This is a genomic window from Limosilactobacillus gastricus PS3, assembly GCF_000247775.1.
GTDB lineage: Bacteria > Bacillota > Bacilli > Lactobacillales > Lactobacillaceae > Limosilactobacillus > Limosilactobacillus gastricus_A.
The window spans coordinates 1-10,229 of the sequence record NZ_AICN01000053.1 but is presented as its reverse complement, the minus strand read 5'-3'; the positions used below and the strand labels follow the sequence as shown (position 1 = coordinate 10,229).

The following is a 10,229-nucleotide window of genomic DNA, read 5'->3' as shown; positions in this document are numbered from 1 at the left end:
GTCTATTCTGAGAATCAGATAACATAATAATGATAGATCCAACTATAATTCCCAAAATAGTCTGAAAAATGATACCAAAACCATATTGGCTCTTTATAGACTCTCCTTCAAGTTTATCTCTTATGATACCCCCATAGCGAAGATATACTCCATCGTTTAAACCTAAAGCCAAGCAAGGAATATAGGTCGCATAAAAAATGAACAATTGCCAATAACTATAATCAACCACACTTAACACTTTAGGAAGAACTAAGTTTGTGCTACAACTAACCAATAATGAAATACCTTGAGCCAGAAAAGCAAATATGAAATTCTTCCGTAATTGTTTTTGCATCAACAAATGATCCTCATTAAAACTTTAACTTTTTAGTAATAAGCACATACAAAATATTAAAAATAGCTATATAAATTATAAAGCCAACTGAAACAAACATTGAGAATAACCAATCATCAATTGGATGCAAAAAAATCGCTTCTGCCATATATCCATATATAATCAATGAAACAAGGTGATTTCTGTATCCAATTTTCCTTAAAGTGTAATAATACAAACTATAGAATAGTGCAAATATCGTTTGTAAAAAATATACGCCAGTTAAGCCAAAATCTGAAAGCCAGTTTCTATATGCAGAGTATACATTTCCTAAATTAATCCCATTATAAAATCTAAATTCTTTTTTAGAAATATACTGTGGAATATCAAATCCCAATGACCGAAATGTCTTCAAAAGCGAAGGAAAAGTCTCTTTTCCCCAAATACTAGTATTTTGGACTGGGTCCTTAATATACATATCAAATAATTTTACCGGTCCTCCGGCATACATACTAATGTATTCTACAAATCCGTTATTCTCAGATGAAGACCTACCAATTAACAATCGAACTCCATAGAAGACAATTAATAAGAGGACAAATATAATGGTTAATCTAGTTAAAATTTTTAACCCGTTACCCTTACATTTTTCATGAAATAGTAATAAACAACATAAGATGCAATTACACCCAAAATGTTTAACCGGTTACTATCAAATAGACTGAACAAAATATAAATTAACGCATTTGGAAGACAAAATAAATAATCTTCCTGAATTACAGAATTATGAACAATATTATAGATCAAGACAAAGCCATAAATATAACCACAAACAGTTATGATTTTAGAGAGCTGTTGTAAATATCCTGGCATTCCAACAGAATTTAAAGAGTAAGAACTACTAATACGATAATTTTCCAAAGATTGGCTTAAAGAACCACCACCACCTATTTGACGAATATTTTTTATCCATAGAATCAGAACGACAAAATTCAATAAAATTAAAAATATCGTTATAGTTTTGTTCACATTAATTCTATCCGTATATTCTGAAACCTTTAGCTCTTCATTATCAGGTAAGACTAAAAATTTAACAATATATGAAGTGGCAATAAAAATTAAAGCTCCATAAAGATAAATATGAAAGGCTTCCTGAGAGTAATCTGATAATCCCCACTGATCATAATTCAATAGTGCACTCCCAATTGACAATGCATACATTCCACAAAAAATGAAAGCTGGAGCGAGAAAATCATGACCAAACATCTGATATGTAATAAAAACTAACCCTATAAAAATTATAAATAACCATATAATCATATCATTTCCCCATTGGTTGAAATTCTATATCTCTTTTAAAGGTTTTCGTATGTTTATATAAACCTAAAAATAATACCATTTTGATTGATAGGTTACTAATGAAACTATCAGAAGTCTTAATGTTATATTTTTTGTATAATTTTTAACGCATCAAATCCACCATTCATTATTAAAGTTCGCAAATCATCGCAGAAATCATTTTTAACCTTCAATTCATCTAAAAGATATAAATTATCCCAATAAACGGCAGCATGTTGATTAATAATTTTCGGCAGCTTGGTAACTAGCCTTTTGATTACTCCAAATTTTCCGTACCTTCCTGGCGTTCCAGACACATTTCTGCCGGTTCTTCGATACATAACAAGTGGATCTTTTATGTACTCGACCTCACCAACTAATACAGCCGTTTTACCAAGATAATTATCGTGAGATATATTGTACTTTCCCGTATAATTATCAATATAAACAAAGTCCCAAAGTGAGCGATTATGGGCAATAGTCGTCCCCCAAATATAACGATAACTAAAGAAAATATTATATGGATTTTTTGATAAATCTAAATTAGTGTAATCAGACATTTTTATTTGAAGATCATTACCATCCTCACTAATAAAATTCAAATTTGAGTAACACAAACATGGAGTTGCCTTTTTAGATAAAATGTTAATCTCCGTTTCCATCTTTGTGTTAACCCAAATATCGTCTTGATCACAGTAAAAATAATAATCATAATTTACATCAGTTGAAGTCTTAACATACTTCATAACATTGAAGAAATTATTAAAGGCCCCATGATACTTATTATTATGAAGTATTTTTTTGATTCGATCATCCTTATACATATAAGATTCCAACAATTTAACGGTATTGTCACTAGAACCATCATCGCTAACATATAAATCCCAATCTGTGTACGTTTGATTTAATATGCTTTCCAATTGCTGTTTAAGATATTTTTCGCCGTTATAGGTGGCCATCATAATTACTGCTTTTTTTTGTTTAATATCCATATTTTATTACCCATATTCTATAGAGAACCTTTACAATTGGCAGTAATGAATAATTATTAAATCTTACTATCCTAACAAATCTGTCTGAGTTTAATCTATTATAACTAAATATAGAGATCTCCTTAATGTTTTGATCAAATTGAATAATTTCTTTTTTTGCTTCTGACAAATTTAATAATAGGTATGTACGCATAGTACTTCCAATTGATCGTTTGAAGGTATTGAAAATTGTATTATCTTGATTTGACTCAAGTTGTGAACGGTTAAATTTATCATAAAGCCTTACAAGCTGGTAGGATACCTTTTCTTGCATCTTTATGTTCTTTAACATATTTTTCTTATTAACACTTTGATCTTCACTACCCAGTCTATACATATATAGGTAGATATCAAGATAAGTAATCGTTCTTGAAACAAACGTGGCCCAAACCACATATTCTACATCAACATAAAAACAATTTTCGGTGATCTGAACATTATTTTCCTGTAGCAAATTTGTTTTTACGGTTAGAGTATGAAGTACTACCCGTTTAATATCAAAGTCATCTTTCCATGTATATTCTCGGCCGTTTTCCAATCCCTTAACTAAACACACTTTATTTTCGTGATCAGGAAATACCTCTGTGTGATTGGTAAGCACCATATCAGAATCCAAATTTTTTAATTTATCGATAAAGTCCACTAATCGGTCAGTATCAACCCAATCATCGCCATCAATAACTTTAAAATATTTTCCAGTTGCTAAAGAAATTCCCTTATTTATTGTCGAACCGTGTCCGCCATTTTCTTTGCCAACATATTTAAACGTTTGTGGAGCAATTGCTTCATATTTTTCTGCTACTAACCTTGTACCATCTTTTGAACCGTCATCAACGATCAGAACTTCTAAATCATCATATACCCGTGAATCATTAAATGAGTCTAGAGTTTTATCTAGAGTCTTTTCAACATTATATGCTGCTACAGAAATTGTCAAAATTTTCATATGTCATCCTTAAATGTACTTATTTTTTAACGGTCTTAAATACTTTTGAAAAATCCCAGCTAAAAACAGAGTTATATCCTTTAATCCATTATTAAAAAGGAAATTGATAAAAATTTTTTTATTACTATTATCAATTCCTAAAGACTCTGATTGCCATGGGGTCTCACAATAATACTTATACCATTCGTCCTTAAGGGGATGATTACTGTTTTTGAACCATGGACGAATCGAATAAAAGCTACTTGTAAAATGAACAATAACGGGATGCAATTTTGCATTTTCAATTTTAACTTCAGAATAGAAGTTAATGGGCGATCGATATAAAAAAATCTCTTTATATGTTAATTCATAGAAAATAGATACCAGGTTATAACAAGGATCTAATGGGGTCACCCAATCACTTAATACGGCGTTTAAGATTCCTTGATCGCCCTGCTGAATTCTCCCATTATTTATAGAAATAAAATTAATTAGCTTTTCTTTAATATTCATAGATCTCCATCGTTTGAGATCAATCAATAATACACCCGAGTTGAACATGATGTCGTTTTTTTCAGACCTATATTTTCCCTATAATATTTACTAAATGCATCACTAAGTGCACTAATAATATTTCCATTTAGATCCATATTCCACAATTCTGATAAAGATGATACAACAAGTGTATCGCAGTCTAAATACAAGACCCTTTCAATGTCATCACTCAACACATCACCTATAAAAAGCCTTGAAAATTGACTGACTGACCCTCGATCCGTTTTTACATCAATTCCAATTTTTTTAGATATTGTGCCCATTGGGACCCAATATAAAGACGTATTACTGAAATTACTACAAATTTCAGATATGTGATCCCTATTTTCAGATTCAATACCACCATCTAATATAAATATATTTATTAAATCTGCATCTAAGTTATTAGATAACAATGAATATAATGAGGTTCCCAAGACAACTGAAAAAGAATCATCCGTCGTGTAAACTACATTATAATTATTCATACGTTTATTTTTCTCCCTAAAAAAACAGGTGACTCAACGTCACCCAAAGCAATCCTAGATTTCACCATATACAAACGGATTGTCTACTTCAAATTCTGTTAAGGTAGGTTGCTTAGAATCCTTCTCAGAAGTAATAGCCTTATCAAAGTCAATTGGCCAATCGATAGCCAATTCGGGCGTCTTAAATGAAATTCCGCCATCGGCTTCGTCATCGTAGTAGTTATCACATTTGTAAACGAAGTTAACATTGTCAGTTAAGGTCAAGAAACCATGGGCAAACCCCCGTGGAACCAACAGTTGACGATGATTACTTGCAGAAAGAATGTAACCTTCCCATTGTTTGTATGTTGGGGAACCCTTTCGCAAATCAACGATTACATCCAATACAGCACCAGTAACCACTCGGATCAACTTTGTTTGGGCTGCTCGTCCCCGTTGAAAATGTAAACCACGAAGAACACCGGCTTGACTAGAAAGTGATTGATTATCTTGAATAAATTCAAAATCAATTCCAGCATCTTTAAAATCACGATCAGAATAAGTTTCGGTAAAGAAACCGCGATGATCACCAAACACCGCCGGTGTAATTAATTTTACATCTTGCAGTTTAGTTGTTTTTACTACTAGCTTGCCCATTTCACTTCTCCTCAGCTAAACGTAATAAATACTGTCCATAATCATTTTTCTTTAATGGTTGTGCTAACTCTACGAGTTGAGCTTGATCAATATATCCCATCCGATAAGCAATTTCTTCTAAACACGCCACTTTTAAATTTTGTCGTTTTTCGACTGTGGCAATAAAATTAGCTGCTTCCATCATCGATTCGTGAGTCCCGGTATCTAACCAAGCATAGCCCCGACCCATCAACTTAACATCTAATTGACCACTTTTAAGATATTCAGAGTTAACGTCAGTAATTTCAAGTTCTCCTCGGTCAGATGGTTGAATGTTTTTAGCGATCTCAACCACCTGGTTGTCATAAAAATACAAACCGGTGACCGCATAATTACTCTTTGGATGAACTGGCTTTTCTTCAATTGACAAAGCATGCATTTGGTCATCAAATTCCACGACCCCAAATCGCTCAGGATCATTAACGTGGTAACCAAAGACAGTAGCACCAATTTCTTTTTGCGCAGCGGACTGAACTAATTGCGATAGACCAGCACCATAATAAATATTATCACCCAAAATTAGGCAAACACTGTCATCACCGATAAAATTCTCACCTAGAATGAAAGCTTCTGCTAGCCCATTGGGTTGTTCTTGAACCTGATAACTAAAGCTCATCCCTAAATCACTACCATCTCCCAATAAATTTTCAAAAAGTGGCATAAAGTCAGGAGTTGAAATCACTAATACTTCCCGAATTCCAGCCAACATCAATGTGGATAGTGGGTAATAAATCATCGGTTTATCATAAATTGGAATCAATTGTTTCGAAATCCCATGTGTAATAGGATATAAACGAGTACCAGATCCTCCGGCAAGAATTATACCTTTCACAATAATTGCTCCTATGAATAAAGATTATCTAATATGCACCATTTGGGATTATAACAACCTTGACGGTACATAACAAGATCCAAAAATCATACATTAAATTAGCACGTTGAATATAGGTTAGATCAATTCCCACCATATCCTTGAATCCAACGGTATTTCTAGCAGTCACCTGCCATAAACCGGTACAGCCAGGTTTAACCATCAAACGTTGCATGTCATGTTCCGAATAATGTGCAACTTCAGCCGGTAGTGGTGGTCGAGGCCCAACCAATGACATATCGCCGATCAAGACATTCCACAGTTGGGGTAACTCATCTAAACTGGTTTTACGAATAAATTTACCCGCTTTCGTGATTCGTGGATCATCCTTCATCTTAAACATCGCCCCGTCAACTTCATTTTGTTTCATTAACTCATGTTTAAGTTCTTCGGCATTGGTTACCATCGACCGGAATTTATACATTTTAAATTCTTTTCCATCTTTTCCCACGCGGGTCTGTGAAAAGAATACCGGACCACGATCATCGATCTTAATCCAAATGATGATAATTAAAAATAACCAAGAAAGACAAAACAATCCAATTAAAGAAAAGACAATATCGAAAAACCGCTTAAAAAATCGATAGACACATCGTGATTCTACTTGCGATTTATCGATGATTGGAATTTCAATATTCCTGACTTCCATAATTAGAATCCTTTCTTAGTTAAAACAACCAAAATCTTTTTTTTGCTTAATTGGCTCCCAGGTCATCCGGACTGGATCACCATTTAAAATATCCTTAGCGTTTTGTTGATAATCATCAGCCACTTTACGACCTAGATCTTTAGCTAACCGTCGCATGGCCGCGCCAAGTTCATAATCACGCTTTTCCATCACGTGAGCATCTGAAGCCATGATCGTACCTTGACCGGCATTCACCATTAAATTGGCGGCACGTTCAACGTCTTTCCCAAAAGTGCCTAAATAACTACTTGCCGTGATTTGACTTAAACAACCCAATTCCAATAAATCAGCTAAGCGCTCTGGATGGGCGACCAGCTCATTATTGCGTTCAGGGTGAACAATCATTGGGGTAATCCCCCGGGATTGTAGTTGATAAATCATCGATTTGGTATAGTGTGGCACTTCATTGGACGGTAGTTCCAGCAACATATAACGCCCACCTTCATCCGCAAACAAGATATCATCTTGATCTAAAGCCGTTAAAATCTTGTTTGATAAATGGACCTCTTGGCCTGGAAAAACTGTCAGTTCAATCCCTGACTCATTCAATGACGCTTGGAAGTCACTCGTAGCTTGTATCACCGCATCTTTATGGTTCACATATCGCCGATTCAAATGGTGGGGTGTAACTAAGGCATGGCTAACGCCATCCGCCACCGCATCACGCGCCAATTCTAGCGAAGCTGCCATACTTGGCGAACCATCATCTAAATTCGGTAATAAGTGACAATGTAAATCAACGTATCCCATGATTAATCTTCTGGTTCCACTGTTCCGTATCCATATCCATAGCCGTAACCATATCCATAGCCATCATCATCGCCACTAGCCACATCATTCATAACGTAACCAAGTAAATTAGCTTTAGAAATGTTCAGCATTTCGACAGCCCGTTTAATAGCAACTTTTTGGGTTACCCCCGAACGAACGACTAGCACGACTCCGTCTAACATACTCGACAGCACTTGCGTATCGTTCACTTCCAAAATCGGTGGCACATCGATGATCACCACATCATACATTTGCTCAAAGGTAGCAACTAGATCGCGCATCCGTTGTGAATTCAACAAACCAGTCGCATTCGGTGGTACCGGACCCACTGTTAACACATCCAGGTTTGGCACTTCGGTTGCTTGAATAACATCTTGAGAATTAATAACGTGTTCTTGATCCATCAAAAGGGTTGTTAATCCTTGCCGGTTATCAAGGTCAAAAGTTGAATGCATGGTTGGCCGCCGCAAATCGGCATCGACCATTAAGACCCGCTTATTATCCTGCGCCCAGGTCACCCCGACATTAGCCGTTACAGTGGACTTCCCTTCTGAAATGTTGGAGGACGTAAAGGCTAACGCCTTAATTGGATGATCAACGCCCATAAAGGTAATATTAGTCTTAATCGTCCGGAACTGTTCAGCCACCAGACTTTGTGGCTTGGTCAAGGTAACCAAGTTGGCCCCATTAACCATGGTGTCAACTGATTGAATTTTTTTACGTGAAAATAATCCCATGATGACACCTCCTAAACGCGTCGATTGCCACGGCTCTTTTGCCGCTTGTTCTTGCGATCATACCGCATGTGGGAAACTTGTCCTAAGTTAACCAAGTTTAATTCGTCGGTCATAAACTCGTTCGTCCGCACCGTTGTATCAAAGAGTTCCTTGATCAATAAGTAACCAAAGGAAATCACAAAGCCAACCACAGCCCCCGCTAAAGCAAAGAGCTTAACATTAGGAAAGGACTTCTTCTTAGGGGTCGTTGCACTAGATACGATCGTGACGTTGTTAACATCCATGATCTTTTTAACCCGCTTCTTAAAAACGCTAGCCACTGTGTTAGCCATTGCTTTAGCTTCAGTTGGGTTACTTGCCTCAGCATTCAAGGTAAAGACTTGTGAATTCGTTTGGGTCGAAACGGATAAGGCATCCTTTAATTCTGCGACCGATAGATCATAAGCTTTCCCATTAGCGTGACTAGTTTCAGGGTTAGCTAGATCCTTGGTAGCTTCTTGTAAGATCACTTGGTTAGTAATGATATCCTTATAAGTATTGATCAATTGCACATCGGCTTGTTGATTGTTATAAGCTTGGCCCGCTTGAACCTTATTTTCCTTATTATTAACCAAAATCTGCGTTGAAGCAGTGTATTTCGGTTGAACTAAGAATTCAGCATCTGCAGCTGCGATGATCCCCAATCCTAAGGTCCAGACAATTAACATTAACAGATTCTTTCGGAGAATCTTAACTAATCGTCGTAAATCAATTGTGTTACTTGTTTCCATTTATATTTAGTCTCCGTCATGATTAATAACTACTACTGTCCGAATCATCATCGTCAGGTAAGGTCTTCGTTTGTAACCCTAGTGACTGCCGAATTAAATTGCTAATTCGTTGCCGCTCATTATATGAAACTTGTTGATAAGATACGCCATCTTCGTCATCACTAGTCCCACTCGCATAATCTTGCACAACCTTCGTAGCATCACGATAGTTGAGTGCAAGTTGAGTCATATTACTAAAGGTTAAGTTTGTTTGCATTCCTCCGGAAAGGGTTTGTAAGAATTTCCGGTTAAGCACTGACTTATATGAAGCTGATTCTTTAATCAGGGCGGCAATAATCAAACGCTGCCGTGACTGCCGACCATAATCGCCATCGGGATCATCGTAACGCATCCGACTGAAAGCCAAGGCTTCTTTCCCATCCATATGGTAAGTTTTCCCCTTCTTAAAGGAATATCCTTCATATGTAAATGTTAGTGGTGATTTAACATCAATCCCATCAACCTGGTCGATTGCTTTTTCCATCGAACCCATGTTAACCAGCAAATAGGCATCCACCGGAATTCCGAATTGTTCCTTAATCACCTTAATAGTTTCTTTAACCCCGCCGTATGTATAGGCTGAGTTAATCTTAGCTGGTGAATAGTCAGGATAATCCGGCAAATCAACCTTCATATCCCGTGGTAAGGAAACAATTGTCGTCTTATTCGTCTGGGTATTGATAGTCATCATCATAATGGTATCCGTCCGCCCTTTTTCAGTTCGACCAAGGGCTCCGGTGTCTGTACCCAGCAAAAGAATACTAATCGGCTTCTTTTGCTTCAAAACGCTCGAGATACTCCGTCCCGAGACACCAGAGGATGAATACATACCATTTGTTGCGTCGCGCAAATTACGCCATGCCATCGCCGCAAAAATTACAGCAATGACAAAGGCAACGCCAATTAAGACCCACAGCCAACGTAACCAATGATGCTTGTGACGTCGATGATGGTGATGGTGATGATGTTTAATTTCTTCTGAATCCATATACTAAACTCCCAAAATTTAATAAACCTTAAAAATTTTAGCATTGATTCACACATTTTTC

At 36.2% G+C, this 10,229-nt stretch carries 13 protein-coding genes and 1 pseudogene; all 14 read right to left on the bottom strand.

Going from position 1 to position 10,229, the window contains the following annotated elements; genetic code table 11:
* A pseudogene (locus PS3_RS06275) lies at nucleotides 1-334 on the bottom strand (hypothetical protein); the annotation flags it as partial.
* Nucleotides 335-350: 16 nt separating this feature from the next.
* Nucleotides 351-920 (bottom strand): O-antigen polymerase, encoded by a 570-nt coding sequence (locus tag PS3_RS10805; RefSeq protein ID WP_268869368.1) that lies wholly within the window; start codon nucleotides 918-920, stop codon nucleotides 351-353.
* Nucleotides 921-940: 20 nt separating this feature from the next.
* A complete protein-coding gene (locus PS3_RS10800) occupies nucleotides 941-1,633 on the bottom strand; it encodes an oligosaccharide repeat unit polymerase (RefSeq protein ID WP_040468422.1) in 693 nt (230 codons plus the stop codon).
* A 122-nt stretch (nucleotides 1,634-1,755) separates the two neighbouring features.
* Nucleotides 1,756-2,643: a glycosyltransferase gene (locus tag PS3_RS06260; protein WP_235719995.1), complete on the bottom strand. Its 888-nt coding sequence runs from the start codon at nucleotides 2,641-2,643 to the stop codon at nucleotides 1,756-1,758.
* Nucleotides 2,633-3,628: a glycosyltransferase family 2 protein gene (locus tag PS3_RS06255; protein WP_050950874.1), complete on the bottom strand. Its 996-nt coding sequence runs from the start codon at nucleotides 3,626-3,628 to the stop codon at nucleotides 2,633-2,635. Before PS3_RS06255 ends, PS3_RS06260 begins: the two co-directional genes overlap by 11 nt.
* Before the next feature lie 9 nt (nucleotides 3,629-3,637).
* Nucleotides 3,638-4,120: a glycosyltransferase gene (locus tag PS3_RS10795; protein WP_050950873.1), complete on the bottom strand. Its 483-nt coding sequence runs from the start codon at nucleotides 4,118-4,120 to the stop codon at nucleotides 3,638-3,640.
* 23 nt (nucleotides 4,121-4,143) lie between these two features.
* Nucleotides 4,144-4,629 carry a glycosyltransferase family 8 protein gene (locus tag PS3_RS10790; RefSeq protein ID WP_050950872.1) on the bottom strand — a complete coding sequence of 162 codons (486 nt, stop codon included), beginning with the start codon at nucleotides 4,627-4,629 and terminating at the stop codon, nucleotides 4,144-4,146.
* Nucleotides 4,630-4,683: 54 nt separating this feature from the next.
* Nucleotides 4,684-5,265 carry a dTDP-4-dehydrorhamnose 3,5-epimerase gene (rfbC, locus tag PS3_RS06245; protein WP_007122390.1) on the bottom strand — a complete coding sequence of 194 codons (582 nt, stop codon included), beginning with the start codon at nucleotides 5,263-5,265 and terminating at the stop codon, nucleotides 4,684-4,686.
* 1 nt (nucleotide 5,266) lies between these two features.
* Nucleotides 5,267-6,136: a glucose-1-phosphate thymidylyltransferase RfbA gene (rfbA, locus tag PS3_RS06240; RefSeq protein ID WP_007122389.1), complete on the bottom strand. Its 870-nt coding sequence runs from the start codon at nucleotides 6,134-6,136 to the stop codon at nucleotides 5,267-5,269.
* Nucleotides 6,137-6,164: 28 nt separating this feature from the next.
* Nucleotides 6,165-6,824 carry a sugar transferase gene (locus PS3_RS06235; protein WP_007122388.1) on the bottom strand — a complete coding sequence of 220 codons (660 nt, stop codon included), beginning with the start codon at nucleotides 6,822-6,824 and terminating at the stop codon, nucleotides 6,165-6,167.
* A 15-nt stretch (nucleotides 6,825-6,839) separates the two neighbouring features.
* Nucleotides 6,840-7,613 carry a tyrosine-protein phosphatase gene (locus tag PS3_RS06230; protein ID WP_007122387.1) on the bottom strand — a complete coding sequence of 258 codons (774 nt, stop codon included), beginning with the start codon at nucleotides 7,611-7,613 and terminating at the stop codon, nucleotides 6,840-6,842.
* A gap of 2 nt (nucleotides 7,614-7,615) precedes the next feature.
* Nucleotides 7,616-8,371: a CpsD/CapB family tyrosine-protein kinase gene (locus PS3_RS06225; RefSeq protein WP_007122386.1), complete on the bottom strand. Its 756-nt coding sequence runs from the start codon at nucleotides 8,369-8,371 to the stop codon at nucleotides 7,616-7,618.
* Between the two features lie 11 nt (nucleotides 8,372-8,382).
* A complete protein-coding gene (locus PS3_RS06220; protein WP_007122385.1) occupies nucleotides 8,383-9,141 on the bottom strand; it encodes a YveK family protein in 759 nt (252 codons plus the stop codon).
* A gap of 22 nt (nucleotides 9,142-9,163) precedes the next feature.
* Nucleotides 9,164-10,168: an LCP family protein gene (locus PS3_RS06215; protein WP_007122384.1), complete on the bottom strand. Its 1,005-nt coding sequence runs from the start codon at nucleotides 10,166-10,168 to the stop codon at nucleotides 9,164-9,166.
* Between the last annotated feature and the right edge of the window lie 61 nt (nucleotides 10,169-10,229).

Coding starts and splice junctions, on each gene's coding strand:
- PS3_RS10800 (WP_040468422.1), bottom strand. CDS start 1,633: ATGATTATATGGTTATTTATAATTTTTATAGGGTTAGTTTTTATTACA.
- PS3_RS06215 (WP_007122384.1), bottom strand. CDS start 10,168: ATGGATTCAGAAGAAATTAAACATCATCACCATCACCATCATCGACGT.
- rfbC (WP_007122390.1), bottom strand. CDS start 5,265: ATGGGCAAGCTAGTAGTAAAAACAACTAAACTGCAAGATGTAAAATTA.
- PS3_RS06255 (WP_050950874.1), bottom strand. CDS start 3,628: ATGAAAATTTTGACAATTTCTGTAGCAGCATATAATGTTGAAAAGACT.
- PS3_RS06220 (WP_007122385.1), bottom strand. CDS start 9,141: ATGGAAACAAGTAACACAATTGATTTACGACGATTAGTTAAGATTCTC.
- PS3_RS06260 (WP_235719995.1), bottom strand. CDS start 2,643: ATGGATATTAAACAAAAAAAAGCAGTAATTATGATGGCCACCTATAAC.
- PS3_RS10790 (WP_050950872.1), bottom strand. CDS start 4,629: ATGAATAATTATAATGTAGTTTACACGACGGATGATTCTTTTTCAGTT.
- PS3_RS10795 (WP_050950873.1), bottom strand. CDS start 4,120: ATGAATATTAAAGAAAAGCTAATTAATTTTATTTCTATAAATAATGGG.
- PS3_RS06235 (WP_007122388.1), bottom strand. CDS start 6,824: ATGGAAGTCAGGAATATTGAAATTCCAATCATCGATAAATCGCAAGTA.
- PS3_RS06230 (WP_007122387.1), bottom strand. CDS start 7,613: ATGGGATACGTTGATTTACATTGTCACTTATTACCGAATTTAGATGAT.
- PS3_RS06225 (WP_007122386.1), bottom strand. CDS start 8,371: ATGGGATTATTTTCACGTAAAAAAATTCAATCAGTTGACACCATGGTT.